The sequence below is a fragment of the Acuticoccus kalidii genome (assembly GCF_021556395.1).
GTDB lineage: Bacteria > Pseudomonadota > Alphaproteobacteria > Rhizobiales > Amorphaceae > Acuticoccus > Acuticoccus kalidii.
On sequence record NZ_JAKGCS010000036.1, the window covers coordinates 567,233 to 592,166 of the forward strand.

Here is a 24,934-nt window from a genome sequence, read left to right on the forward strand (position 1 = left end):
AATCGCTTCTCAGGGACGTTAGATTGCGGTTAAAGATTAACGACGAAAGGTCGGATTCAACGACCGAACAGAACATGAGGGAGATCGCATGAAGCTCTTCACATCAGTCTGCGCATTGGCGCTCGGCGCCGCCGTTCTCGCGGCGCCCTCCGACGTCCGCGCGGAGGACTATCTCCTCGCGACCGCGTCGACCGGCGGCACCTATTATCCGGTCGGCGTCGCCATCGCGACCGTGGTCAAGGTGAAGCTCCAGCCAAGCGACAACATCAACATGAGCGCGATCAACTCGGCCGGGTCGGGCGAGAATGTCGCGCTGATCCGCAACGGCGAAGCGCAATTCGGCATTCTCCAGGGGCTTTACGGCGCCTATGCCGCCACCGGCACCGGGCCGTATGAGAGCCAGGGGCCGCAGGAAAATCTGCGCTCGGTGACGATGCTCTGGCCCAATGTCGAGCATTTCGTCGTCCGCTCCAATTTCGTCGACACCGGCTCGATCGCCGACATGGCGAATCTGAAGGGCAAGACCGTGTCGATGGGCGCGCAGAATTCGGGAACGCTCGGCTCGAACCGGACGATCCTGAACAATCTCGGCATGAACATGGATGAGGATTTCGACCTCGCTTATATGGGCTACGGCCCGTCCGCCGACGCGCTCCAGAACGGCCAGATCGACGGCATGTCGACGCCCGCCGGCGCGCCCGTCTCCGCCGTCTCCTCCGCCTTCGCCAACATGGGCGACCAGATCACGCTCCTCGCCTTCGACGACGAGCAGATTCAAAAGGCGAACGGCGAGTTCGACGAGCTGTGGACCGCCTACACCGTCCCGGCCGGCATGTATCCGAGCCTCGACAAGGACGTCGTGACGATCGCGCAGCCGAACTTCCTTGCGGTCGACGCCTCCGTCTCCGAGGACGACGTCTACAAGATCACGAAGACGATGTTCGAGAACCTGCCCTTCCTGCAGTCGATCCATCCGGCGACGAAGGCGATGAGCCTCGAGACGGCGATCGCGGGTCTGCCGCTCAAGCTGCATCCCGGCGCGCTGCGCTATTTCGAGGAAGCCGGCGTCAACATTCCCGATCGGCTGAAGTAAGCGCGAACCCCGCGCACGATGGAGGCGGGCCGCCTTCACCGGCACGCATCGGCCGAATGGCCGGGCATTATGGGCGCGATGACCTTTCGGCGTTTCCCAAGGGGACGCCGGGGCCTCGCGCCCATTTCTCATTTCCCGATAACGACGAGATCCATGAGGCGCCGATGATCGGAGCGAAGCTGTGACGGATGCGAACCGCGAGGCGGAAGAACGAGCCGCCGACATCTCCGGCGAGGGCGTCGATCCGCCCGGCGTCAGGCGTTTCACACCCGGCGGCGGGCTCGATTGGGCGTTCTATGCCTTCGCGGTCCTCGTCTCGCTCTTCCACATCCTCGCCAATGCGCTCGGCACACCCTTGGAACGCGGCCTCGTCGCCGTCGGCGAGGATCTGCCGGTTCTCGGCGACAGCCTCATCGCGCTCGGACGCTGGTTCGGCGATCTCGCGACGCTGTCGACGTTGACCCTGTGCTCCGTCCACTTCGCGGGCTTCGCCGTTCTCTGTGCGCTCCGCTTTCCCTTCATTCAGACGAAGACGGCGCGCGGGGCAAAGTTCGTCCTCGTCGGCGATATCGTGTTTGGCCTTCTCGTCGCCGCCTCGGCGCTGGCGCTCGTTGCGAGCGAGAACGCGATCTATGATCGCGGCGTCACGCTCGCTCTGCACGAATGGGTGATGGCCGGCCTCGTCATCATCGGCGCGCTCGAACTGACGCGGCGCACGACCGGCTGGATCATCCCGATCCTCATCGTCATCGCGCTCAGCTATCCGACGTTTTGGGGCAGCGAGATTCCCGGCGTCTTCCGCTTCGCCGGCCTCTCGGTCGAGACGGTGACGTTCCGGTCGATCTTCTCCGACGAGGGCATGTTCGGCACGATCGGTCAGATCTCGGCGACTTATGTCTTCATGTTCATTCTCTTCGGCGCCTTCCTCCTGCGCTCGGGGGCCGGGGACTTCATCGTCGATCTCGCGCGCGCGGCGGCCGGCCGCTTCACCGGCGGGCCGGGCTTCGTCGCCGTCCTCGCCTCGGGCCTCACGGGGACGATCTCCGGCTCGGCGATCGCCAACACCGTGTCGACCGGCGTCATCACCATCCCCTTGATGAAGCGCTCCGGCTTTCCGCCGAAATTCGCCGCCGGCGTGGAGGCGGCCGCCTCGACCGGCGGGCAGCTGATGCCGCCGATCATGGGGGCGGGCGCCTTCGTGATGGCGAGCTACACGCAGATCTCCTATCTCGACATCGTTGCCGTCGCGCTCCTTCCGGCCATCGTCTATTTCGCCTCGGTGGCGATGTTCGTGCGCATCGAGGCGAAGCGCTCCGGCGTCGTCGGCGGGACCGAGAGCGAACGCGTCTGGGAGGTGATGAAGCGGGGCGGGCCGTCCTTCCTCATCCCGATCGTCGTCCTCGTCGGCCTTCTGGTCTATGGATTCACGCCCACTTATGCGGCGGGCTACGCGATTCTCGCGGTGATCGTCTCATCATGGATCACGCCGAACCGGATGGGGCTGCGCGGCATCTTCGAGGCCATGGTGCTCGGCGCCTCGAACATGATCACGACGGCGGTGCTCCTCATCACCGTCGGCCTCATCGTCAACGTGATCGCGATGACCGGGATCGGCAACACCTTCTCGCTGATGATCTCGGAGTGGGCCGGGGGCAATCTCCTGATCGCCGTCGTCCTCATCGCGCTCGCCTCGCTGGTGCTCGGCATGGGGCTTCCGGTGACGGCGGCCTATATCGTCCTCGCGACGCTGTCGGCCCCGGCGCTCCAGCAGCTCATCCTGGCGAACGCGATGCCCGCCGCGGCGATCGACGCGGCGACCATCGCCTCGATGGTGGCCGGTACGGTCGACGAGGCGATCCGGCCGTTCTTCCTGCTCGCCGATCCATCGTCTCTGATGGCGCTCTCCGCGCCGATGAGCGAACCCGACGCGGCGACCCTCTACGCCAAGTTGCCGCCCGAGATCCTCGACCAGATCTATCAAGCGGCCCGGGGCGAGCTCGATCCGGCGCTGATCACCGGCGCGCTCCTGTCGGCGCACATGATCATCTTCTGGCTCAGTCAGGACAGCAACGTGACGCCGCCGGTCTGTCTCACCGCCTTCGCGGCGGCGGCGATCGCGAAGACGCCGCCAATGTCGACCGGCCTCGTCGCCTGGCGTCTGTCGAAGGGGCTCTATCTGATGCCGGTGATGTTCGCCTACACGCCGTTCCTCACCGGGACGCCGTTGGAGGTCGGTCTGCTCTTCATCGTCGCACTTCTCGGGGTCGCGGCGCTCGGCACGGCGATCGACGGGGCGTTCGAGGCGCCGTTGCCGATCTACGCCCGCGCCGGCCTCGCGGCGGGCGGTGTCGCGCTGATCTATCCGGGCGCGTGGCTGCTCAACCTGGCGGCGGCGCTGTTCGTCGTCGCCATTCTCGCGCTCAACGCGATCTGGTCGCGGCGGGCCGAACCGGCCGTCACGACATGAGGGGAGTGTTGCGCTAGATCGTCAGTTTTTTCGACGTCTTCCAAGTAGGATCTGAGGATTGAACCGGCTGGACCAGAAAAGTGGTCTAGCCGGGACCACAATCTTATGATTGAACAATCCCAGTCCTTTGGAGACAGCGATGCCGATCGTTAACCGCTTTCACGATCTCGCCGAGGAAATCACCTCCTGGCGGCGTGATCTGCACGAGAACCCGGAGCTTCTCTACGACGTCAATCGCACGGCGGGTGTCGTCGCCGACAAGCTCACCGGCTTCGGTCTCGACGAGGTCGTGACCGGGCTCGGCAAGACCGGCGTCGTCGGCGTCATCAAGGGGCGCGACACCGGGTCGGGCAAGGTCATCGCGCTGCGGGCCGACATGGACGCGCTACCGATCCTCGAGAAGACCGGCAAGCCCTGGGCCTCCAAGGCACCCGGCAAGATGCACGCCTGCGGCCATGACGGCCATACGGCGATGCTCCTCGGCGCGAGCCAGTATCTCGCCGAGACCCGCAATTTCGACGGCACGGTGATCGTCGTCTTCCAACCGGCCGAAGAGGGCGGGGCGGGCGCCAAGGCGATGATCGATGACGGGCTTCTCACCCGGTTCGGCATTCAGCGGGTCTTTGGGATGCACAACATGCCGGGCCTTCCGGTCGGCATGTTCGCGCTCCGGCCGGGCTCGCTGATGGCGGCGGCGGACCGCTTCACCGTTTCGATCGAGGGGCTCGGCGGTCACGCCGCGCGCCCGCACGTCTCGCACGATCCGATCGTCGCGGGCTCGGCGATCGTTGCGGCAGCGCAGACCGTCGTCTCCCGCAATGCCGACCCGCTCGAAGCCGCCGTCCTCTCGGTGACGATGTTCCATGCCGGCACCGCCGACAACATCATCCCCGAGACGGCGGAGCTGCGCGGCACGGTGCGCACCTTGTCGGACGAGATGCGCGATCTCGTCGAGGAGCGGTTCTCGGCCATCGTATCGCAGGTGGGCGCCGCCTATGGCGTCAAGGCGAGCCTGAAATATAGCCGCGACTATCCGGTGACCGCCAACGACGAGGCCGAGGCGGCGTTCGCCGGCGACATCGCCGCCAAGGTGGTGGGCGAGGCCAATGTCGACAGGGACGTCGTGCCGACGATGGGCGGCGAGGATTTCTCGTTCATGCTGAACGAACGGCCCGGCGCGTTCATTTTCGCGGGTGTCGGTGAGGATGTCGCGAACCTCCACAACGACGCCTATGATTTCAACGACGAGCTGATCCCGGTGGGATGCTCCTATTGGACAACGCTGGTCGAGACCGCGTTGCCGCGAACAACATGAGTGATATCGTCAAGTTCACGCGTATGGTCGATGGCGACCGCGACGACTACATGATCCTCGAACAGCACGAGCGCGATGTCGCCCGTGCTGTCGGCTCCCGCCTTCTCGACGCGCTGCACGCGCTCGATACGGTGGATTCGGCCTACAAGGTCTCCCGCTACGAGCACTCGGTCCAATCGGCGACGCGCGCTTGGCGGGACGGGGCGGATCTCGATTGGGTGGTCGCCGCGCTCCTCCACGATGTCGGCGACCTCTATGCGCCCTATAATCACGACGAGTTCGCCGCAGCGATCCTGCGGCCTTATCTGCGCGATCAATGCACCTGGGTGGTGGCCAATCACGGCCTCTTTCAGCGCTATTATTATGCGCACCATTTCGGCGGCAATCGCGAGGTGCATCGCCGTCACGAAGGCCATCCCTTCTTCGACGACGCGGTCCAGTTCTGCGAGCGCTGGGACCAGGCGAGTTTCGACCCCGACTATCAGAGCCTGCCGGTCGACTTCTTTCGCCCGATGGTCGACGAGGTGTTCAGTCGCGAGCCCTATCAGCAGCAGGTGATCGCGCTCGGCGTGCGCCGGCCGCTGCTCGACCGCTCCGTCGCCGAACGCCGCGCGAGCGAGCCGGCATAACATTGCCGCGTTCTGGGCGGCGCGGCGACCTTCGCGCCGTGACGTCGCCGGACCGCGCCGGCGCCCGCCCCATTCGGGACGGGGCGCAAGACGCGCGCCGAACGCGGACGGGCCGTCGGGGCCGTTAGGAGATCGCGTCGATCTCTTCGTCGGTGAGTTCGCCGGGAACGATGGTGATCGGGATCGGGTAGGCGCCCGCCTGACCGCCGGCGATGGCGCTGACCAGCGGGCCGGGCCCTTCGGTCCCCGAGGCGGCGGCGAGGACCAGGATCACGATGGACGGGTCGTCCGCGATCACCTGACGGATCCCGTCGACGCGGTTGCCGATCACGATGCGCCGTTCCGGCTCGCACGGAAGCTGGTTGGCGAGCCTGCCGAGGGCGCGATCGAGCATCTCCTCGGCCTCCTGCTCGGCCTCTTCGCGCATCAGATTTTCCACCCCGAGCCAGTGCTGGAACTCGCTCGTCGCCGCGACGCAGAGCGCCACGACGCCCGCGCCGGTGTTCGTCGCGCGTTTGGCGGCGTAGAGGAGCGCGCGCTCACACTCCGGCGTGTCGTCGACGACGACGAGGAATTTGCGCTGGGTCGGGCGAATGTCTCGGATCACGTCGCTACTCGAGGATGCGGGTGTAGTCGATGTCGAACAGATCCTGATCGACGGACACGCCGGTCGCGACATTGTAGATCGAAACGCTCGTCTCCTGTCCCTTTCCGTCGACCACATTCCACTGCTTCAACTCCTTGCTGCCGGCGTCGAAGAGGAGGGTGAGGGAGCCGTCGCCGAACGCAGTCGATTCTTCGATGGTGATCGAGATGATGTCCGGCTGCACGTCGACATTCGTCACCTTCGCGTCGGAGGTGAGGTCGATCGTGTTGTCGAGGAGGAAGCGCAGCGGCGTGCGCTGAAGGGGCCAGATGTCCTGTGTGGCGAGCTTGCGATCGCGCACGGCGACGGACTTGCCGTCGGCGATGATGTCGAGCGTCGACGGGGCGTCGTAGAAGAAGCGGACTTTGCCGGGACGCGAGATCGCGAAACGGCCTTGGGTGCGCTGTCCGTCGGGCCCGAACTGGACGAACTCGCCCCGCATCGTCTTGATCGAGTTGAAATACTGGTTGATTTCCGCAAGCGCCGTATCGGTGGCCGCAATGGCGGGGGTCGTCGTCGTCGCGATCCAGGTCACGGGGGCGGCTGCGATGGCCACCGCGAGCATGGTACGGGCGAAAAGGGTCATGGCTGTCCTCCAGGTTGGGTCGGGCGACCCTTTGAGGGGTTTGGCCTGTCTGCCTCATGAATGATCATAGTCGGCATGGCGGAAGCAACCAATTCTTCCGCGCCTTGGCCGCTTGTCACCCGCCCCAGGGCTGCATCGGAACACTTGGTCCCTCGCGCGCGCCTGCCAAGAGGATGCGGCGTTTATAGCGGGCGAGGACGCGATCGCGCGGCCATCTCGGCGGCGTCATCCCCATGCTCGGACAAGATTTCGCAATGGACCGTCGACCATCGGAGGCGCCGCCGGCTGGCCCAACGCCAAGCGAGCGGGGCGAAGGTGGTGCCGCGGCGCCGCCGGTGCGCCTCTCGAAAGGTGCCTCGACGAACGCGCACACGAGGCTGGGCCGTGGAGGGTGATCGGCACCTCTCACGATGCGGCCCGGCGGCATGTCGACGAGGCGACAGTGCTGGGATCTGAGCGAAAGCGTGTTATATTCGGACATTCCACGGTCGGAGATATTGCGATGCGGTGGGTTATTTTGTTTCTTGGATTGCTGAGCGCTTCGCCTCTGGCGGCGCAGACGGTGGTGATCGCCGAGGCGACACGCGTCGGAAATTTGGTGGAGAGCTATGATCCGGCCGCTGATGTGGCCGCGGGTTCTCCCCTCGTCGGCCTCCGTCTGGGGGGCGCCGCGGGCACGCTGCAGCTCGATCATGTCTTGCTCATCCGCCCGCCTTCGTTCGACGAATGGATCTGCCTGGAAACGACCACACAGGATGGCCGCTATAACGGCCACGCCCGGTACGAGGTGACGGGGAGCAACCCCGATGCCGCGCTCGTTCAGGTGCGGCCGATCACCGAGCTACAGGGAACGATGCGGCAGCAGCTGGAGCAATATGATCCAGCCACCTATGCCGTGCGCGCGTTTGCCACCCGAGACGAGACGTGCTCGCCGAGCGGGGCGGTCCACCTGCCTTCGGTCGCTGAGCCCGGCGCGGTGGGCGGCAATCTGGTCGTCACCGTCAACGGGCGCGCGATGTCGGGATCAGCCGAGCTGCGCGGGATCGCTGGCGGCGAACCGATTGCCAGCGCCGAATGCGACCGCGCCGGCGGCGGGTCGCTGATCGCCTTCGATCTCACGTGCGAGTTGCCGCTGGACGGCGCGCCGGACGGTCTCGGCGCAGCCGACCTTGCTTTGATTTTCGACGATGGGTTTGGCGAAACGACGTACACTTACAAGGTTTTTTTGCCCTGACACCGCGCTTCGATGGCAGCGGGAACAGCTGAGATCCGGCAATGAGACAGTGGTCACGTTTCTGGCTCGCGTGCACTCTTTCGCTCATCAGTATCGCCCTGATGATCGCAGGCATGATCTGGGTTCAGACGCGGGGCATCAAAGCACTGGTCGTGCTCGACGTGACCGCGCATCTGGTGAAACAGGCCGTTGTCCGCAATGGGGCCGCGGCGATCCCGCTCAATGCCGCCCGGATGCGGGGCAACGGCGCATGCGGCGAGGCGGCGAGGGATGGGGACCGCATCACCGGCGTCCTCGATGTCCCGACCGGCTCGATCCTCGTTTATCGATGGAGGTCGGACCGGATTTCGGTCACCGTCGAGCCGAAGCCGGCCGCGGGACCGACGGGCGAAGCGAGTGGAACTGGCGAAGTGCGCCTGATCTGGTTCGATGCTGAGAGGAACGAACACACCTGCGTTCTGCCCGCGCGGAGCGCCTTCGAGATGGAGCGTTCCAGTCTGTCCGTGGCGCAGCCGCTTCCGATTGCAGGGCCGACCGAGGTCGGCCTCGAGATCGGCGTTCCGATCGCGCAAAGTGCAGACGGGGCGCCGCAAGCGTCGCTCCTTCTGCGCGGCGAGGTATCGGTCTTCGGACGGGCGACGCTCAGCAGCAGCGCGATTTTTCCCATCACGGGCGAGCCGATCATGATCCCGAGCGGCAGCCGGATCACCTCGACCGTCGACGGGAGCCTCGAGGGCGGGGCGCCTTGGTATGGCGTCGTCTTCGTCGAAGATGACGGGTTCAGGATCTCCGCGACGACCGACACGTCGGACCTTTACATCTTCCGGCCCGGGCAGAGTGAGCGGCAGTATGAGCACCTCGAAATCGGGCTGTTCCGATGGCTGTTCAGCGACCCGAGCCTCGCCTGGATCTCCACCGGGCTTCTGATCATGGTGCTCACGATCCAGACCGTGGGCACTGGACTGGCGTTGTTGCCGACGGACGAAGACCGCAAACGCAATGGATGCAGGCCCGGCCCGAAGAGGGGACCGTCATGAGGTTTGTTCTCGTCCTTCTCATCCTCGTCGGCACGCTCGGGCGCGCAGCCGCAGAACCCGTGTTCGTGAGGGCGGGGGAGGCGGTTGGGCACGGGTGGCTGTTCGGCTCGCCGCGCGCCGGAGGTCAGTGCTGGATTGCGTTGCCGGAACACGTTGCCGGTTCAGAAAAGAGCTTCGTGTACTTTGCCGACGGGATCGGCGGCGAAGCCGGGCCGGCGATTGCCGTCGAGGACGTTCCCGGTGCTGTGGCGGCAGCCGGCGGCACCAGCGATCTCGCCTTCGCTCCGGTGGCCGGTGAAGGGCGGTCGGGGACCGGTCGGTGTCTGTCCCGCCTCGGTCCGCCTTCTTCTGCCTGGGGGGCGATGATGCGCTCGGCCAGGGACGACCTCGTCGTGAATTCGTTTGTCGAGACCCACTTCCGCCCCATCCAGCTTCGCATCGAGGGGGCCGGAATCCAGCGGCCGATTGAAATCGAGAATATCGCGGCCGTCGATGGGGCATCCACCACGCGAGTGAAGGCAAAGGGATTGGTGAATTTGAGCGCAGCCGATCCCGAGGACGCCGAACGCTATTTCTTAAAAGGGTTGAGTGGCTCGGTGGTGCAAGTGAAAGCGTCGATCGGCAGCGGGCCGGCCAGCCTTGAGCCATTCGCGATGGTGCTCCAGGTGCCGAAGGTCAAAAGCTACGTGATTGCGCTGCGATTCGACTTCATCCGCAGCGCGTTCGAGTTGGTCGAAGCGTACGAGATCACCCATGCGGCACGACCGGTGGCGTTTCAAGTCGCAGGCTTCGACGGCATGGTCCTCGCCCCGGTGGTCGGGCCGAGCTCGCTCGATGACCCCGACACGTGCTGGCGACTGGCGCCGCGGGGCGGTGAGCGGTCGGTGTCGCTCTACCTCGCGCTCGAAGCGGGGAACGCGGCTCGGGATCTCACCGTAGAGCAAGCGCCAGGTTGCGGGGAGGCTCCGTTGCCGTTCGTCGTTGAGCAGAGGGCCCGGCCGAGCGACAATTGGTCGGTGCATCGGGATTGTGAGACCGTGGCGACGCTGCCCGAACAGGCCGGCTGCGCCCTCGACCTCAGAGGACCACGGCAGATTCGTGTTCGCATCAGCGGGCGCAGCGTGATCGGGTTGAGCCGGCTCAGACTGCGTTGAACCTCAAAGGAGCTGGGCGGTGACGGGGAACGGCTCGGCGGTGCCGCACTTGATCGTTCCCGTGAGCTGCGCATCGCCCTCGGCGATCCTAAGGGGCATGATACATGCGCCGATCGAGTAGACGTCGCCCACCCAGGTAATGTTATCGCCGACGATCGTGGCTTCCCCCTTGATGCCGGCATGGGGCTCGGTGAGGCCGACGAGCGGGAACCAAGTCGAGGTGCCACGGGTCACGTCCGCCTGATCCACGACGAAGACGATCCCTTTCTCGAAGGCGTTCCACATCTTCATTTCTGGGGTTCGCGTGACATCCTTCAAGGCATCGCGCTCGCGCTCGGACCGCGCCAACGGATCTTTCAGTTTCGCGCTCGGCTCCACGATAAAGAGCAGACGATCGACGGCCGTGAGACTAGCCCGCAGGCCGAGGTTACGGATATCGGCGTCCGTGCTCTCCAGAGAACTGCGGATGCAGATTCGGGCAATCGCAACGTCATTTGTCGCGAGCGCCTCCTCGATGTAGGCCTGACGCAGATCACCGTCGGAATCGCTGCATTGCTCGCGCCAGATCTTTAATTCTTCGGCCCGGCTTCGGATATCCTGCGCCATAACCGGGCTGACCAGCACGAGAAGGGCGATGGCCGCCTGATATAATTTCTTTTGCAATATCACGGCGTGTAATTCCCCGTGTCATGAAAATATGTGGCGTGAATATACGAAAATTTGTTCGTCGTGTGAAGTAATCGCTGCGGAAGACTGTCGTGGAATGCCAACGGTTCGAGTTGCCCCGCGGCGATGGGCCAATCGGCCCGGCACGCGATCGGGGCGCGAATAAAATCAATGCGGTAGACGATGCCGAGAGCAAAAGCCGGCGGGCGGAGGCCGCGATTTACGGCGAGGGGAGGGCGCCCGCCCGAGAGTGCGCCTGTTAGCGCGCGCTCTCTCCGGCGAGCTTCAGCCCCAGCCCGGCAAACGATGCGGCGAACAGGCGACGCAGCCACCGCATCATGGTCTCGCTCGCGAGGAGGCGCTGACGCCCGGTCGCGGCGAGGGCGGCATAGCCCACGAAGACGAGGAAGGTCGTCGCCGTGAAGGCGAGGCCGAGCTCGGCGAGCCTTGCCGCTCCACTGCCGGCGGGGGTGAATTGCGGGATGAACGCCACGAAGAAGAGGGGCAGCTTGGGGTTCAGGATGTTGAGGAGTATGCCGCGGCGAATGAGACGCGGCGCGGGTTCCGGCTCGCGCGCCTTCGCAAAGAGACCGCCGCGATCCTTGAGGACCGCCCAGGCCATCCACACGAGATAGGCGACGCCGGCGAATTTGATCGCCTGGAAGAGGACGGCGCTCGTGTGGAGGATCGCCGCCAGCCCGGCGAGGGCGACGAGCATGTGCAGGAAGGTTGCGATCGTACAGCCGGTGGCGGCCCAGAAGCCGGCGCGAAAACCGCCCCCCATCGTCGCGGAGAGGGTGTAGACGACGCCAATTCCGGGCGCGAGGCAGACGATCAGCGCCGTCAGCAGATAGTCGAGGCTCATGCGGGTATCCTGTCTCGGCCGCTCTCGTCCGAAGCGGTCGGCACAGCATGGCCTCGAACGCGCCGCTTGTCATGGCCGTCCGTCCTTCCGGGAGCCGATCGGCCCAAAAGAAAAGGGGAGACCGGACGGTCCCCCCTTCGCGCTTGCGGCCTCTGGTGCGGGACGGTCAGGCGACCTCGTCCTCGGCCGGCACCAGGATGTCGCGCTTGCCGGCATGGTTTGCCGGGCTCACCACGCCTTCATTCTCCATCCGCTCGATGAGCGTCGCGGCGCGGTTGTAGCCGATCGACAGGCGGCGCTGGATGTAACTTGTCGAGGCCTTGCGGTCGCGCAGGACGAGCGCGACGGCGCGGTCATAAAGGTCGTCACTCTCGGAGAGGGCGTCGATGCCGGAGGACGAGCCGCCGCCCTGCTCCTCTTCATCGTCGTCCTCGAGGACGGCGCCGAGATATTCCGGCACGCCCTGGAGCTTGAGGTGGGAGACGACGTCCTCGACCTCCTCGTCGGCCACGAACGGGCCGTGGACGCGCTGAATGCGGCCGCCGCCGGCCATGTAGAGCATGTCGCCCATGCCGAGGAGCTGCTCGGCACCCATCTCGCCGAGGATCGTGCGGGAGTCGATCTTTGAGGTGACGGCGAAGGAGATGCGCGTCGGGAAGTTCGCCTTGATCGTACCGGTGATGACGTCGACCGACGGACGCTGCGTCGCGAGAATGACGTGAATGCCGGCGGCGCGCGCCATCTGGGCGAGACGCTGGATCGCGCCTTCGATGTCCTTGCCGGCGACCATCATGAGATCGGCCATCTCGTCGACGATGACGACGATATAAGGCATCGGCTCCAGATCGAGGACCTCCTCCTCGAAGATCGCCTCGCCGGTGGACTTGTCGAAGCCGGTCTGGACGATGCGCATCAAGGGCTCGCCATTGCGGTTCGCTTCCTTGAGGCGGCTGTTATAGCCGTCAATATTGCGCACGCCGAGCTTGGCCATCTTGCGATAGCGGTCTTCCATCTCCCGGACCGCCCAACGCAGCGCCGTCACCGCCTTCTTCGGATCGGTCACGACCGGGGTCAGGAGGTGGGGAATGCCGTCATAGACGGACAGCTCGAGCATTTTCGGGTCGATCAGAATGATCCGGCATTGCTCCGGCTTGTGCCAATAAAGGAGCGACAGGATCATCGTGTTGATCGACACCGACTTGCCCGAGCCGGTGGTGCCGGCGACAAGCAGATGCGGCATCCGCGCAAGGTCGGCGATCACGGCCTCGCCGCCGATCGTCTTGCCGAGGCACATCGGCAATTTCGCCTTGGTGCGCTCAAACTCCTGGCTCGCGAGGAGCTCGCGCAGGAACACCGTGACGCGGCTGTTGTTCGGCAATTCGATACCGATGGCGTTCTTGCCGGGGATGACGGCGACGCGGGCCGAGATCGCGCTCATCGAGCGGGCGATATCGTCGGCGAGGCCGATGACGCGGGACGACTTGATACCGGGCGCCGGCTCCAGCTCGTAGAGCGTCACGACGGGGCCGGGCCGAACGTGGATGATCGAGCCCTTGACGCCGAAATCCTCGAGGACGCCTTCGAGAACGCGGGCGTTCGCTTCGAGCGCGTCGGGCGTCAACTCGGTCTCGCTGCGGTCCGCCGGCGGGGCGGAGAGGAGGGCGAGCGGGGGGAACTCGTAGTCGCTCTGATTGAGGAAGTTCGGCTGCGCCTCCTTCACGACGCGCCGGCCGGGCTTCATCGTTCCGGCTGCGGGCACGACGCGGGTGGCGGGCTCGGCCGGCCGCTGCGGCACGCGGGGCTTTTGCGGCGGCGCGGCGCGAGGGGCCTCGCGCGGCGGCGCACCTCGGGTCGGCGTCGCATGGCGGGCGGCTTCGGCGGCGTAGGGGTCGTCCTCGTAATCGTCGTAGCCGTCATCGTCGTCATAGCCGTCGTCATAGGCATAGCGGTCGTCCGCGGCGCCGGCACTGGCGGCGGCTTCGTCGGCATAGGTGCCCTCGTCGGCCTCGTCTTCCCATTGGCCGCCATCATAGTCGGCGCTCTCGTCGTAGATCTCGGCCTCGTCGATCGGTTCGAGCTCGTCGGCCTCGAAGATCTCGCCGGTTTCCTTGTTGACGAAGCTCTGCCGGCTGAGCCGTGCGGCGGGGCCGCGGGAGGGAAGCTGGAAGGAGATGGCGGACCGTTCCACCTCTTCCGCGCTCTGACGCTGCGCGCGGGCGCGGGGGCGCGGGGCGTCCATTTCCTCCGGCTCGGGGCGGACGGGCGCAGCTTGCCGCTCGCGGCGGCGCGGCGCCTCGTAGACGACGGCCTCGTCCTCGAAGTCGTCGTCATAGTCGGCGACGTCGTCCTCATAGGGCTGGGGCGGCTCGATCGGGGCGTAAGGATCCTCGGCAAGGGGCGGCTCGCCGCGGCGGCGCGAGCGGTAGACGTCATGGCCGTTGTCGATCGGCGCGCCGGTTTCGGCGAGGGCGGTCCGCAGCGACGGCGTTTCGGCGGGACGGCGCTTGCGGCGAGGTTCGCCCGAGCGCAGCTTCGCCCGTGCCGTCAGCGCCATATGGGCGAGCGCGCCCCTGAAGGCGGCGAAGCGGGTCGTCTCGCTCTCATAGGTGTCGGTCTCGTCGAGGCCGTATTCGTCTTCGACGGGGGCAGCCTGGCGACGGATCTGGAAGCCGAGATCGGTGAGCTGCTGGCGGCGGCGCGGCGCGGCGACGGCGTGGAGCAGGCAGGCGATCGCCGCGATCCCGAGAAGACCGCCGATGAAGCCGCGGACGATGCCCGATGTCAGGCCGAAAATATCCACGAACACATAGTCGTAGACACTGCCGACGACGCCGCCGAGGCCGAGCGGAAGGGGCCATGCATCGGTGACGGGAAAGACGTTCAGGAAGCCGGGTGCCAGGAAGAGGGCGCCGAGCCCCGCCGCGAGCTTGCTCGGCTGCAGGCCGAGCGGACGGCCCGCGATCAGGCGGACACCCCAGAGCGGCAACGGCACGATGAGGAGCGGTGCGGCGAGGCCGAAGATCTGCATGATCGGATCGGACCAGCTCGCCCCGGTCGTCCCCATCCAGTTCTGCACCGTGGCGGACGTCGCGTGCGTGAAGCTCGGATCGGAGACGTTCCAGGTGGCAAGCGCGACGCCCAGACAGGCGGCGAGCGCGATGAGCAGAATCCCAGCCAACGTGGATGTCGCCCGACGGGCGAACATCACCGACGGGTCGTCGAAGAGCTGCTCCAACGCTCTCATACGCATGACACTCACGGTAAACCTCTCGATCGTTCACGGACTGACGCGGCGGTGCGTCTCCCGTGTCACGGCGGCGTCCGCGACGAGCGCGAGACGAAGAGGCCCCGTCGCCTTCGGTTTGGCGCGAATGGCGTTAAAGCGAGGTAACTTTTGCCGAAGGGATCGGCACCAATTTTATCGGTCGCCCCACATTCCGGGGCGATCGGCGCACGAGGACGCGAGCGCTAAGCCTTTAGTGTGGCAAGGATATCGCGCTTTTGCCCGTTATGGGTGCGTGATTTTGGTTTTTGCAATCTGAGGGGGAGCGCGCCGCGGCGCCGTCAGGCGGCCGGAGCGCGCGCGAACATTTCGGCGATCCGCGCGAGGGCGGTCCGCGTCACCGCCGCGTCGGCGACGAGGGCGAGGCGAAGCCGGCCCTTGCCGGGATTGACGCCACCCTTCGGCGTCGCCGCGAGATAGGAGCCCGGCACGCATCGCACGCCCGCCTCGCGCCACAGCCGGAGGGCGGCCGCCTCGTCGTCTTCCTCGACGTCGAGCCAGAGGAAGAAGCCGCCCTGCGGGGTGACCGAGCCGAACCGCGGGGCGAGCAGCCGCTCGGCGTCGGCGAATTTCTCGTCATAAAGGGCGCGGTTGGCGACGACATGGTCCTCGTCGTCATAGACCGCGGCGGCGACCTCCTGCAGCGGCGTCGGAACCTGCGGGCCGGCCTGATTGCGGAACTCACGGATGGCGGCCACCGTCGCCGTCGCCCCGGCGAGATAGCCGACCCGCATGCCGGCAAGGTTCGAGCGCTTGGACAACGAGTTGAAGACGACGATGCGGGGGAGGGTCTCCGGCCGCTCGCGTGCCGCTTCGAGGACGCCGGTGGGGGCCGGGCGGTCCGCGCGATAGATCTCCGAATAGCATTCGTCCGCGAAGATCAGAAAGTCATGCCGCTCGGCCCGGTCGAACACGGCGTGCCAGTCCTCCCGTGTCGCGGCGTGGCCTTCGGGGTTCGAGGGCGAGCCGAAATAATAGGCGATCGCCCGGTCGAGCGCGCCGGCTGGCACGCTGTCCCAATCGGGAAGAATGCCGCCGGACGTCGCCATCGGCACCGGCTCGGCCCCGATCCCGTGCGCGCCGGCGATATAGGTCTGATAAAATGGGTTGGCGAACAGGATCGTCGGGGCGGTTTTTTGCAGGAGATCCCGCGCCGATACGGCGGCGAGGAACAGCCCCTCGCGGCTGCCGTTCAGCGGGACGAGGGCCCCGGTCTCACGGAACCAACCGTCGAGCCGATAGCGGCGGTCGATGAAATCGTGCACGGCGCGCTGGAAATTCGCCGTTCCCCCGATCGGCGGATAGGGGCCGAACCCGGCGATATTGCGGGCGATAACCTCACCCACGAAGGCGGGTTGCGGATGCTGAGGATTGCCGACGGCGAGGTCGGCCGGTTTGGCGCCGGGCGCCACGTCCGCAAGGAGTGCGCGCAGGCGCTCGAAAGGGGATTGGGCGAAGAACATGGGGTCCAGTCGTGATGCCGTCGATCAGCCGCCTATCACAAGCCACAGAGCGGATAGCGCAAGCAAGAGGGCCATCGTCGCGTTAAACGCGACGAGACGCCAGCCCCGCCCGAGAAGCGCCGCGAGACTGGCGCCCGCGGCGGCCCAAGTCGTCGTCGAGGTGAGGCCGACCAGCAGGAAGATCACGGCGATCGTCGCCGCGTCCATCGTCGGATGCTGGCCGGAGACGTAGGTCGCGGCGGCGGCGGTCGTCATCACCCAGGCTTTCGGGTTGACCCACTGGAAGGCCGCGGCGCTCCAAAAGGAGAGCGGTCGCGCGGCGGCTTTGGCCGGACGGGCCGACTGGGTGCCGATGCGGTAGGCGAGGTAGAGCATCACCGCAAAGCCGGTCCAGGAGATCACGATGCGCAGCGCCGGTTCGTTGCGAAACACTTCGCCGAGGCCGAGCGCGATCGCGAACACCATCAGGGAAAAGCCGATCGTGACGCCGAAAATGTGAGGCCACGTTCGGGAAAGGCCGAAGGTCGCGCCGGAGGAGGCGAGCATCACGTTGTTCGGACCGGGCGTCCAGGACGCGGCCGCGGCGAAGATGATGATCGCGCCCAGCGTCTCGAAGGATGGCATCGGCATCAAGTCCTCCCGTCCGCATCCCGTGCGCCGAGCGGCCGGCGATCCGGTGGCGGCCCGCCGCGTCGCCTCCGGGATCGCGGCGGCATGGCGGGACGTGAACGGCCTTAGCCGAGACTTGCGAAATGCTCAATTGACCCGTGGGCCGGGCCTGCTATGCAGCGGTAAGAGCTGGTTCGGCTTGACCTGTCGTAAAATAGGGTTAGTCGCCGTTTCGCCGACTTGAATTGATTAAATTTTCTTGGCCGATGCGAAAATTTTGTCGAAGCGGTCAAGTAAACGCGCAGCGACACCGGGCGCCGCCCGGTCCGCTTGGTCCGCTCTGAAAGGGGATCGTCGATGGACGCCTATCTGCCCGCGCTGCCGGTGCTCCTCACCTACGCCGCCGCCGTCGTCGCGCTGACGCTGACGCCGGGGCCGGACATGACGCTCTATCTGTCGAAGACGATCAGCCACTCCCGCCTCGCGGGCTTCGCCGCGTTCGCGGGCGCGTCGACCGGCGGGCTGATCCATTCGATGCTGGTCGCGATCGGCCTTTCGGCCCTCCTCGTCGCCTCGGCGACGGCGTTCATGGTGCTCAAGGTGGTCGGCGCGCTCTATCTCATGTGGCTCGCGATCGACGCGATCCGCAACGGCTCGTCCTTCCAGCTCGCGCCGGGCGAGAAGGGGCGGCGCGAAACGATCCGCTCGGTCTATCTGAAGGGCATTCTGATCAACCTTTTGAACCCGAAGGTGATCGTCTTCTTCCTGACCTTCCTGCCGCAATTCGTGTCGCCGAGCGATCCCGAGGCGGGGACGAAGCTCTTCATTCTCGGCCTGCTCTTCATCGCGATTTCGGTGCCGATCAACGCCCTCTTCATCCTGTCGGCCGGGCATATCGCCCGCTTCCTGAAGACCTCGAAGCGGGCGACGCGGGCGGTCGACTATCTCTTCGCGACCGTTCTCGGCGGCTTTGCGGTGAAGCTCCTCGTCGCGCGCGGGACGTGAGGCGGCGCGCCGCGAGGGCGCGCCGCGCGAACGTCAGCCGTCGGCGTCGCCGCCGGCGCTGTCGCCGACGGACATGTGGTCGGCATGGTCGCTCGGGCCGGGGACGGCGAACATCGTCCCCATCACCGAGATGAGGCGCTGATTGAAGGCGGCGGGATCGGACGGCGTCTCACCGTCGAGGATCTCGGCCGAGCCGAGCAGCAGCCAGGCGGCATCGGCGATCCGGTCGGACGCTCCGCCCTCGGAGGCGCGCGACGACAGGGTGCGGATCAGCGGGTGCGAGGGGTTGAGCTCCAGGATGGGCTTGGCGCCGAACCCACCTTGGCCGTGGCGCGAGACGATCTTCTCCATCTGCCGATCGTAACCACCCTCGGGCGCGACGAGGCACGCCGCGCTGGTCGCGAGGCGGGCTGAGGCGCGCACGTCGGACACCCGTTCGCCCAGCGTTTGCTTGACGAGGGCGGCGAGGGTCGCGACGTCGGAGGCCTTCGCCTCCTCGGGGACGTGGTGATCGTCGTGCTTGGCTTTGGCGATCGCGTCGAGGTCGGCCGATCCCTGCGTCACCGACTTGAAGGGCTTGCCCTCGAAGCCGAGCGCGGTGCGCACCCAGAAGGCGTCCACCGGGTCGGAGAGGAGCAGCACCTCGACATCGCGCGCGGCGAAGCCTTCGAGATGCGGAGAGGCGGCGACCCGCTCCGGGTTCTCGCCGACGGCATAGAAGATCGCCGTCTGGTTCTCTTTCATCGCGGCGACATAGTCGGCGAGGGTGCGGCCGCCCTCCCGGTGCTTGGTCGTCGCGAAGCGGGTGAGGGCGAAGAGCTCGTCGCGCCGTTCGGCGTCTTCGTAGAGGCCTTCCTTCAGAACCGGGCCGAAGCTGTCCCAGACCTTTTGATAGGTCTCGGGTTTGTTGTCGGCGAGCTTCTTCAATTCGGTGAGCAGCCGCTTCGTCGTCGCCGTGCGGATCTGCGCGAGCATCGGGTTCGTCTGCAGCATCTCGCGCGAGAGGTTGAGCGGCAGATCCTCTGAATCGACGAGGCCGCGCACGAAGCGCAGATAGCCGGGCAGGATCGGCGCATCATCGGTGATGAAGATGCGGCGCACATAAAGCTTCACCCGACCCTTGCGCTCCGGGTCGAAGAGATCGAACGGCGCCATCTCCGGCACGAAGAGCAGCGTCGTATATTCCTGCCGCCCTTCCGCACGGGTGTGGAGGGTGAGGGCGGGGGTGTCGAACGCGCCGGCGGTGAAGCGGTAGAACTCGGTATATTCTTCCTCGGTGATCTCCGACTTGGGCTTGGCCCAGAGCGCCGTGCCGTCGACGAGCTCGCGATCGTCGCTCTCGCCCGCCTTCCGAATCAGAATCGGGACGGGAACGTGCGCCGAGTGGTGGCGGATGAGGCGCTCGATCGTCGCCTCTTCGGCATAGTCCTTGTGGTCCTCACGCAGGAGGAGGGTGACGCGGGTGCCGCGCGCGGGGGCGTCCTCGGCCGGCTCGATCTGAAATTCGCCGGAGCCGTCCGAGCGCCAGCGCCAGGCGCTCTCATGGTCGGCGGCGTGGCTGTCGACGATCACCTCGTTCGCCACCATGAAGGCGGAATAAAAGCCGACGCCGAATTGGCCGATCAGCGCCTTGCCGGCGTCCTTCTCCTCGAGCGCCTGGCGGAACTTCTCCGTGCCGGAGCGCGCCATCGTCCCCAGATTTTCGATCAGCTCCTCGCGCGACATGCCGATGCCGTTGTCCTCGATGACGAGGCGCTGGGCGTCGGGATCGACGGTGATGGTGATCTTCAGCGTGGGATCGTCGGCGAGAAGGGCAGGCTCGACGAGGGCCGACTGGCGCAGTTTCTCGCACGCATCGGCCGCATTCGAGACCAATTCGCGCAAGAAGACGTCGGGGGTGGAATAGACCGAGTGCACCATCAAATGGAGAAGGCGGGCAACGTCGGCTTCGAAGGCGCGGGTTTCTGCGTGTTCGGTGGTCATCGTCCGTCAGGTTTGTTGCGGTTCCAATGTGCGTCAGATGCGCAGGTCAGCCGCTCCGATCAAGAGAGCATTGCACCTCGCCGCCGATCGCGTCAGGGTTCGCAGGTGAACAAGAGAAGGGGCGGCTGATGGCCGATGGTGAGGAAATAAGTCGTGTGGTTCCGCTTCACCCTCGCTCTGGCGGAACCGCGACGCAACCCGTATCGACGGCGAACAAGCCTGCACCGCCGATCGTGGCGTTTCACCGAACCGAACTCTCCCAAATCCTGAGGGTCTATGGCCGCATGGTCGCGGCCGGCGAATGGCGAGACTATGCGCTCGACCATGGCCGCGAGCAGGCGGTCTTCTCGATCTATCGCCGCATGGGCGAAGTCCCGATGTTCAGGGTGACGAAAACGCCGAAGCTCGCCCGCCGCCAGGGCGCCTATGCGGTGGTCTCCGCCCAAGGGCTGATCCTGAAGCGCGGGCACGACCTCGAAACGGTGCTGCGTGTCTTCGACAAGAAGCGGCATTTGTCGGTGGTGGGCGACTGAGGCGGTCCATCGATGGAGCGTGATCGATGCGGATCATCCGGGCGATCGCGCTTCTCGCGGCGATGAGCATCGCGGCCGGCGTGCGGGCCGATCCCGTCGATCGGGCCGGCGTGCCCGATCCTGCCAAGGCGCCGGGCGCGATTCGCTTTGCGACCTTCAACACCGCGCTCAGCGACGATGTGCCGGGCGGCCTTGTCGCGCGCCTGTCGACGCCGGACGATCCGCAGGCCCGGCTGGTCGCCGAGACCATTCAGAACGTGCGGCCCGACGTCCTCGTCCTCCAGGAAATCGACCGCGATCGGGAGGGGGCGACGCTCGACCTCTTCGCGCGCCATTATCTCGCGATCGGGCAGCGCGGCGCGGCGCCGATCGATTATCCGCACCGGCTGTTTCCGCCCACCAATAGCGGCGTCCTCTCCGGCGTCGATCTCGACGGGGACGGGCGCGTGGAACGGCCCGGCGACGCCAAAGGGTTCGGCCGCCATGACGGCCATTATGGTTTCGCGATCCTCTCGCGCCATCCGTTCGGGCCGGCGCGGACCTATGCCGATTTCCTCTGGTCGGATCTGCCGGGCGGCCTCTTCCCGGCGGCTGCCTATCCCGCGGGAGCCGCAGAGGCGCTGCCGCTCTCCTCAAAGACGCATATCGTCGTCCCGGTGTCGGCGGGCGGGCGGACGATCCACCTCCTCGCCGCCCATCCGACCCCTCCGGTGTTCGACGAGCCGACCGTCGACCGCAACGGACGGCGCAATTTCGACGAGATCCGCCTCCTCGCCGACCTTCTCGACGACGCCGCTCATCTCGTTGACGATGACGGTGTGGCCGGCGGCGTGCCGCCCAAGGCGGACGTGGTGGTGGCCGGCGACTTCAACGCCGATCCGGCGCGCGGCGAGGCGCGGCCCGGCGCGATCGCGCAGCTCCTCACCCACCCGAGGCTCCGCCTGATCGCGCCGCGCTCGGCAATGGGCGAGGCGACGGCGGATTTCGGCGGCGGGCTGCGCGTCGATTATGTGCTGCCGGGCACCTCGCTCACCGTGACGGGGGCGGGGGTGTTCTGGCCCTTGACCGGCCCGGCGGCGCGGTTGGTGGCGGCGTCGGACCATCGGTTGGTGTTCGTGGATGTTACGGGCGACTGACGCCGGACCCCGGCAAGCGTAATGCGCTGATCACCCCACCGCGATCTCGAACCGGTCGTCGAACGCCACGCAGCCGCGGATGCCTTCCATCTCGTCGAATGGTGCGTCGTAGCTCCAGGCGGCGTTTTCGAGGACACGGTCGCCCACCGTTACCGAATAATAGGTCGTGTCGCCTTTGAAGGGGCAGTGGGTGGTCTTCGCCGTCGGGGTGAGGCCGGCCATGATGTCGGCGGGCGGGATGTAGGCGCGCGCGGGGTAGCCGTCTTCGCGCAGGACCACGGCCATCGTCGTCGCCGCCACGAGGGTGCCGTCCAGCGTGATCGTCACCGGGTCGGGGCCCGTGTCGATGAGGATCTTGTGGTTCGGGTGGCTCTTGAAGCCGGGTGCGGGGTTGGCCATCGAAGCCTCCTCGTTGATCGTCAAGGCTGATTTCGTGTCTCGCGCGCGATCGTCCAGTCACAAATGCGCGCAGCGAGCCGAGTTGCTGGCGCGCGGATCATCGCCTATTTGGAAAGGATCAAACCTTCGCGGCGGCTTTGAACCGCCTGGGGAGAATTGGAATGTTCATCCAGACCGAAGCGACGCCCAACCCCGAAACCCTGAAGTTCCTGCCGGGACAGACGGTGATGGAAAGCGGTGTCGCAGACTATCGTTCGGCCGACGAGGCCGACAATTCGCCGCTCGCGCGGCGCCTGTTCGCCGTCGACGGTGTGACCGGCGTGTTCCTCGGCAACGACTTCGTGTCGGTGTCCAAGGATGCAACGCCCTGGCCGCATCTGAAGCCTGCCATTCTCGGCGCCATCATGGAGCATTACCTCTCCGGTGAGGCGGTGATCGAGGGTGAGGGCGGCGACGAAGCGGAAATGACCGCCGAGGAGAGCTTCGCCGAAGAGGACGCGGCGACCGTCGCGATGATCAAGGAGCTGCTCGACGAGCGCGTGCGCCCTGCCGTCGCCGGCGATGGCGGCGATATCATCTTCCGTGCTTACAAAGACGGTGTGGTCCACCTCTCGATGCGCGGCGCGTGCGCCGGCTGCCCGTCCTCCACGATGACGCTGCAAATGGGGATCCAGAATCTCCTCAGGCACTTCATTCCGGAGGTGCGGGAGGTCCGTCCCGTCACCTGATGCGCGTTCTCGCGCTCGACACGGCGCTCGACCACGTCCAGGCCGCCTTGATCTCGCTTCCCGATGTGGACACCGCGGACGCGGCGATCCTCGGCGTTTCGCGCGCTGCGGCGAAGGGGGATGCCGAGGCGATCGTCGACCATGCGAACGCCGCACTCGCGATGGCGGGCGCCGCCTATGGCGACATCGATCACATTGCGGTGACGGTGGGTCCGGGCTCCTTCACCGGCGTTCGCGTCGGGATCGCGTTCGCGAAGGGGATCGCCTTCGCGCGCGCCGTTCCGGCGTCCGGCGTGCCGACGCTCGAGGTGCTGGCGCGTGAGGCGCGCGCCGCGGGGCCGGGCTCGGTGCTGGCGGTGGTCGACGCCCGTCATGATGCCGTCTTCGCCGCACTTTATGTGGAGGGATCGGACGAAGCTTCGCTGATGGCGCGCATTCCGGTCGCCGAGGCGCGGGTGACGGCCCATGCGGCGCGGGCCCGGATCGTCGGCCCCGCGAGCGGGGTCGCCGCGATGGGGGAGGGGGAAGTCATCGACGCGCTCGATCTCGTCGCGCTTGCCGAGGCCGGCGTTGCACGCAAGGCACGCCCCGTCTCGGCACTCTATTTGGCTCCCGTCGACGCGGCGCCCCAGCGGCACAAATCGCTGGCGCGCGCATGACGGTTGTGGCCAACTACGGGGACGATGCAAACGATGGAGACCGCGTGATCGGTTGGCTCTCTCCCCTGCGAACCGTGGATGCCGTCCAACCGGCCGACTACGACACATTGGAGGAGATTCACGCCGCCTCGTTCGACGCCCCCTGGTCGGCGGATGAGCAGGCTGCGCTGAACGACAAGCCCAATGTGGCGACCTTCGTGGCGCGGCGCGGCAGCGCCACGTCGAGCCGGCGGCCGATCGGGTTCATCACCGTCCGCCACGCGGCGGACGAGGGCGAGGTGTTGACGATGGCGGTGCATCCGCGCCAACGGCGCGCGGGTGTCGGCCGTCTGCTTCTCAACGCCGCCCTCCGCCATCTCTATGCCGAGCGCGTGAACGAGGTGTTTCTGGAGGTCGACCCGCAGAACGAGCCCGCTTTGAACCTTTATAAGCGCACAGGCTTCGTTCCCGTCGGCGAGCGGCCGGATTATTATCGGGACGCGAACGGAGCCCACAAAGCGTTGACGATGCGGCTTGAAATGAACCAGCCCGAGATGCTGGCGCGGTGCGGATGACGACAATGGACGAGCGCGCGGCCGGGGCCTGTCGCGGGCGCACGGGCGCGGAGTGTTGCGCGTGACGACGCTGAGGGCGATCGTCGTGATCCTAATGCTCGCGGCGATTTCGGTGGTGCTGATCCCGCTCCAGCTCATCGCGATGGGGCTGAAGCTGAGGGGCGCGCAACGGCGTCTGCCGTTCCTGTGGCACAAGTTGGCAACGCGCGCGCTCGGGATCCGCGTCCACATCCATGGCGTTGCGGCAAAGGACCGGCCGCTCCTCCTCGTCTCCAATCATGTCTCGTGGCTCGACATCACGGTGCTCGGCTCGGTGATGGAGCTGTCCTTCATCTCGAAGTCGGAGGTGGCGGATTGGCCGATCTTCGGCCTCTTCGCGAAGCTGCAGCGCTCGGTCTTCGTCGAGCGGGAGCGGCGCAGCAAGACGAGCGCCGTCGCGACCGAGATCGCGACGCGGCTGAAGGATGGCGACGTCCTCGTCCTGTTCGCGGAGGGAACGTCGTCCAACGGGATCCATGTCCTGCCGTTCCGCACGGCTCTCGTCGGCGGGGCGGTGCGGGCGGCCGAGGCGGCGGGCGATCAGGTGACCATCCAGCCGCTCGCGATCAACTACACCCAGCTCCATGGTCTGCCGATTGGCAGGTTCCATAAGCCCCGTGTCGCGTGGTACGGCGACATGGATATGGCACCACATCTGTGGTGGGTCTTGAAACACGGTGAGATCGACGTGGACGTCGCGTTCGGCGACCCGATGCCGCTCGGCGAAGGGACGAACCGCAAAGACGCCGCGCGGGACGCCGAAGCGGTCGTGCGCCACCTGGTGGGCGAGGCGACCGCCGGACGGCTGACACGCGGTGCGTCGATCGCGACCGAGACGCGCGTCGCGTAGG

General features: G+C 66.4%; 23 protein-coding genes. 14 read left to right on the plus strand and 9 right to left on the minus strand.

Going from position 1 to position 24,934, the window contains the following annotated elements; genetic code table 11:
* Nucleotides 1-88: 88 nt before the first annotated feature.
* The 4 genes from L1787_RS23655 (at nucleotide 89) to L1787_RS23670 (ending at nucleotide 5,504) form a co-directional block, all read left to right on the plus strand.
* Nucleotides 89-1,093, plus strand: coding sequence for a TAXI family TRAP transporter solute-binding subunit (locus L1787_RS23655; protein ID WP_235711568.1), 1,005 nt, complete (start codon nucleotides 89-91; stop codon nucleotides 1,091-1,093).
* 181 nt (nucleotides 1,094-1,274) lie between these two features.
* Entirely contained in the window at nucleotides 1,275-3,560 is a 2,286-nt protein-coding gene (locus L1787_RS23660) for a TRAP transporter permease (RefSeq protein WP_235711569.1), read from the plus strand.
* Between the two features lie 139 nt (nucleotides 3,561-3,699).
* Nucleotides 3,700-4,875, plus strand: a complete 1,176-nt coding sequence (locus L1787_RS23665; protein ID WP_235711570.1) for a M20 aminoacylase family protein — start codon at nucleotides 3,700-3,702, stop codon at nucleotides 4,873-4,875.
* On the plus strand, nucleotides 4,872-5,504 hold the full coding sequence (locus L1787_RS23670; protein ID WP_235711571.1) for an HD domain-containing protein: 633 nt from the start codon (nucleotides 4,872-4,874) through the stop codon (nucleotides 5,502-5,504). The genes L1787_RS23665 and L1787_RS23670 overlap by 4 nt, the downstream gene beginning before the upstream one ends.
* Nucleotides 5,505-5,628: 124 nt before the next feature.
* On the opposite strand, the gene L1787_RS23675 is transcribed toward L1787_RS23670, so the two are convergent.
* Nucleotides 5,629-6,111 (minus strand): universal stress protein, encoded by a 483-nt coding sequence (locus tag L1787_RS23675; RefSeq protein WP_235711572.1) that lies wholly within the window; start codon nucleotides 6,109-6,111, stop codon nucleotides 5,629-5,631.
* A 4-nt stretch (nucleotides 6,112-6,115) separates the two neighbouring features.
* Nucleotides 6,116-6,736 carry an outer-membrane lipoprotein carrier protein LolA gene (locus L1787_RS23680; RefSeq protein ID WP_235711573.1) on the minus strand — a complete coding sequence of 207 codons (621 nt, stop codon included), beginning with the start codon at nucleotides 6,734-6,736 and terminating at the stop codon, nucleotides 6,116-6,118.
* 502 nt (nucleotides 6,737-7,238) lie between these two features.
* On the opposite strand from L1787_RS23680, the gene L1787_RS23685 reads away from it, so the two are divergent.
* The 3 genes from L1787_RS23685 to L1787_RS23695 all read left to right on the plus strand — a co-directional run bounded on the left by L1787_RS23685 (nucleotide 7,239) and on the right by L1787_RS23695 (nucleotide 10,161).
* Entirely contained in the window at nucleotides 7,239-7,970 is a 732-nt protein-coding gene (locus L1787_RS23685) for a hypothetical protein (protein WP_235711574.1), read from the plus strand.
* 113 nt (nucleotides 7,971-8,083) lie between these two features.
* On the plus strand, nucleotides 8,084-9,007 hold the full coding sequence (locus tag L1787_RS23690) for a hypothetical protein (RefSeq protein WP_235711575.1): 924 nt from the start codon (nucleotides 8,084-8,086) through the stop codon (nucleotides 9,005-9,007).
* Nucleotides 9,004-10,161, plus strand: coding sequence for a hypothetical protein (locus L1787_RS23695; RefSeq protein WP_235711576.1), 1,158 nt, complete (start codon nucleotides 9,004-9,006; stop codon nucleotides 10,159-10,161). Before L1787_RS23690 ends, L1787_RS23695 begins: the two co-directional genes overlap by 4 nt.
* Before the next feature lie 3 nt (nucleotides 10,162-10,164).
* Here L1787_RS23695 and L1787_RS23700 read toward each other — a convergent pair whose 3' ends face one another.
* The 5 genes from L1787_RS23700 to L1787_RS23720 form a co-directional block, all read right to left on the minus strand.
* Entirely contained in the window at nucleotides 10,165-10,830 is a 666-nt protein-coding gene (locus L1787_RS23700; protein ID WP_235711577.1) for a hypothetical protein, read from the minus strand.
* 256 nt (nucleotides 10,831-11,086) lie between these two features.
* Complete coding sequence (locus L1787_RS23705; protein ID WP_235711578.1) at nucleotides 11,087-11,692, minus strand: LysE family translocator; 606 nt, start codon at nucleotides 11,690-11,692, stop codon at nucleotides 11,087-11,089.
* Nucleotides 11,693-11,858: 166 nt separating this feature from the next.
* Nucleotides 11,859-14,942, minus strand: a complete 3,084-nt coding sequence (locus L1787_RS23710) for a DNA translocase FtsK 4TM domain-containing protein (protein WP_255720780.1) — start codon at nucleotides 14,940-14,942, stop codon at nucleotides 11,859-11,861.
* A 314-nt stretch (nucleotides 14,943-15,256) separates the two neighbouring features.
* On the minus strand, nucleotides 15,257-16,438 hold the full coding sequence (locus L1787_RS23715; RefSeq protein ID WP_235711580.1) for an aminotransferase class I/II-fold pyridoxal phosphate-dependent enzyme: 1,182 nt from the start codon (nucleotides 16,436-16,438) through the stop codon (nucleotides 15,257-15,259).
* Nucleotides 16,439-16,462: 24 nt separating this feature from the next.
* Nucleotides 16,463-17,068, minus strand: coding sequence for a LysE family translocator (locus L1787_RS23720; RefSeq protein WP_235711581.1), 606 nt, complete (start codon nucleotides 17,066-17,068; stop codon nucleotides 16,463-16,465).
* A gap of 336 nt (nucleotides 17,069-17,404) precedes the next feature.
* Between L1787_RS23720 and L1787_RS23725 the strand changes: the two genes are divergently transcribed.
* The gene (locus L1787_RS23725) at nucleotides 17,405-18,052 is read left to right on the plus strand and encodes a LysE family translocator (protein ID WP_235711582.1); all 648 of its coding nucleotides are present in this window, start codon (nucleotides 17,405-17,407) and stop codon (nucleotides 18,050-18,052) included.
* A gap of 33 nt (nucleotides 18,053-18,085) precedes the next feature.
* Here L1787_RS23725 and htpG read toward each other — a convergent pair whose 3' ends face one another.
* A complete protein-coding gene (htpG, locus tag L1787_RS23730) occupies nucleotides 18,086-20,035 on the minus strand; it encodes a molecular chaperone HtpG (RefSeq protein WP_235711583.1) in 1,950 nt (649 codons plus the stop codon).
* A gap of 128 nt (nucleotides 20,036-20,163) precedes the next feature.
* On the opposite strand from htpG, the gene L1787_RS23735 reads away from it, so the two are divergent.
* Nucleotides 20,164-20,568 (plus strand): DUF2794 domain-containing protein, encoded by a 405-nt coding sequence (locus L1787_RS23735; protein WP_235711584.1) that lies wholly within the window; start codon nucleotides 20,164-20,166, stop codon nucleotides 20,566-20,568.
* Nucleotides 20,569-20,594: 26 nt separating this feature from the next.
* The gene (locus L1787_RS23740) at nucleotides 20,595-21,704 is read left to right on the plus strand and encodes an endonuclease/exonuclease/phosphatase family protein (protein ID WP_235711585.1); all 1,110 of its coding nucleotides are present in this window, start codon (nucleotides 20,595-20,597) and stop codon (nucleotides 21,702-21,704) included.
* Between the two features lie 30 nt (nucleotides 21,705-21,734).
* Here the strand turns inward: L1787_RS23740 and L1787_RS23745 are convergent, their stop codons facing one another.
* Nucleotides 21,735-22,103: a DUF427 domain-containing protein gene (locus L1787_RS23745; RefSeq protein ID WP_235711586.1), complete on the minus strand. Its 369-nt coding sequence runs from the start codon at nucleotides 22,101-22,103 to the stop codon at nucleotides 21,735-21,737.
* Between the two features lie 161 nt (nucleotides 22,104-22,264).
* On the opposite strand from L1787_RS23745, the gene L1787_RS23750 reads away from it, so the two are divergent.
* The 4 genes from L1787_RS23750 to olsA all read left to right on the plus strand — a co-directional run bounded on the left by L1787_RS23750 (nucleotide 22,265) and on the right by olsA (nucleotide 24,933).
* A complete protein-coding gene (locus L1787_RS23750; protein WP_235711587.1) occupies nucleotides 22,265-22,831 on the plus strand; it encodes a NifU family protein in 567 nt (188 codons plus the stop codon).
* Nucleotides 22,831-23,490: a tRNA (adenosine(37)-N6)-threonylcarbamoyltransferase complex dimerization subunit type 1 TsaB gene (gene tsaB, locus L1787_RS23755; protein WP_235711588.1), complete on the plus strand. Its 660-nt coding sequence runs from the start codon at nucleotides 22,831-22,833 to the stop codon at nucleotides 23,488-23,490. Before L1787_RS23750 ends, tsaB begins: the two co-directional genes overlap by 1 nt.
* 44 nt (nucleotides 23,491-23,534) lie before the next feature.
* Nucleotides 23,535-24,044, plus strand: coding sequence for a GNAT family N-acetyltransferase (locus L1787_RS23760; RefSeq protein WP_235711589.1), 510 nt, complete (start codon nucleotides 23,535-23,537; stop codon nucleotides 24,042-24,044).
* Between the two features lie 61 nt (nucleotides 24,045-24,105).
* Entirely contained in the window at nucleotides 24,106-24,933 is an 828-nt protein-coding gene (gene olsA / locus L1787_RS23765) for a lyso-ornithine lipid O-acyltransferase (protein WP_235711590.1), read from the plus strand.
* Nucleotide 24,934 lies beyond the last annotated feature (1 nt).

What these genes read in the sequence shown, in the direction of transcription:
- L1787_RS23655 (WP_235711568.1), top strand. Translation starts at nt 89, where the DNA reads ATGAAGCTCTTCACATCAGTCTGCGCATTGGCGCTCGGCGCCGCCGTT.
- L1787_RS23665 (WP_235711570.1), top strand. Translation starts at nt 3,700, where the DNA reads ATGCCGATCGTTAACCGCTTTCACGATCTCGCCGAGGAAATCACCTCC.
- L1787_RS23670 (WP_235711571.1), top strand. Translation starts at nt 4,872, where the DNA reads ATGAGTGATATCGTCAAGTTCACGCGTATGGTCGATGGCGACCGCGAC.
- L1787_RS23680 (WP_235711573.1), bottom strand. Translation starts at nt 6,736, where the DNA reads ATGACCCTTTTCGCCCGTACCATGCTCGCGGTGGCCATCGCAGCCGCC.
- L1787_RS23685 (WP_235711574.1), top strand. Translation starts at nt 7,239, where the DNA reads ATGCGGTGGGTTATTTTGTTTCTTGGATTGCTGAGCGCTTCGCCTCTG.
- L1787_RS23690 (WP_235711575.1), top strand. Translation starts at nt 8,084, where the DNA reads ATGATCTGGGTTCAGACGCGGGGCATCAAAGCACTGGTCGTGCTCGAC.
- L1787_RS23695 (WP_235711576.1), top strand. Translation starts at nt 9,004, where the DNA reads ATGAGGTTTGTTCTCGTCCTTCTCATCCTCGTCGGCACGCTCGGGCGC.
- L1787_RS23705 (WP_235711578.1), bottom strand. Translation starts at nt 11,692, where the DNA reads ATGAGCCTCGACTATCTGCTGACGGCGCTGATCGTCTGCCTCGCGCCC.
- L1787_RS23710 (WP_255720780.1), bottom strand. Translation starts at nt 14,942, where the DNA reads ATGCGTATGAGAGCGTTGGAGCAGCTCTTCGACGACCCGTCGGTGATG.
- L1787_RS23715 (WP_235711580.1), bottom strand. Translation starts at nt 16,438, where the DNA reads ATGTTCTTCGCCCAATCCCCTTTCGAGCGCCTGCGCGCACTCCTTGCG.
- L1787_RS23720 (WP_235711581.1), bottom strand. Translation starts at nt 17,068, where the DNA reads ATGCCGATGCCATCCTTCGAGACGCTGGGCGCGATCATCATCTTCGCC.
- L1787_RS23725 (WP_235711582.1), top strand. Translation starts at nt 17,405, where the DNA reads ATGGACGCCTATCTGCCCGCGCTGCCGGTGCTCCTCACCTACGCCGCC.
- htpG (WP_235711583.1), bottom strand. Translation starts at nt 20,035, where the DNA reads ATGACCACCGAACACGCAGAAACCCGCGCCTTCGAAGCCGACGTTGCC.
- L1787_RS23735 (WP_235711584.1), top strand. Translation starts at nt 20,164, where the DNA reads ATGGCCGATGGTGAGGAAATAAGTCGTGTGGTTCCGCTTCACCCTCGC.
- L1787_RS23740 (WP_235711585.1), top strand. Translation starts at nt 20,595, where the DNA reads ATGCGGATCATCCGGGCGATCGCGCTTCTCGCGGCGATGAGCATCGCG.
- L1787_RS23745 (WP_235711586.1), bottom strand. Translation starts at nt 22,103, where the DNA reads ATGGCCAACCCCGCACCCGGCTTCAAGAGCCACCCGAACCACAAGATC.
- L1787_RS23750 (WP_235711587.1), top strand. Translation starts at nt 22,265, where the DNA reads ATGTTCATCCAGACCGAAGCGACGCCCAACCCCGAAACCCTGAAGTTC.
- tsaB (WP_235711588.1), top strand. Translation starts at nt 22,831, where the DNA reads ATGCGCGTTCTCGCGCTCGACACGGCGCTCGACCACGTCCAGGCCGCC.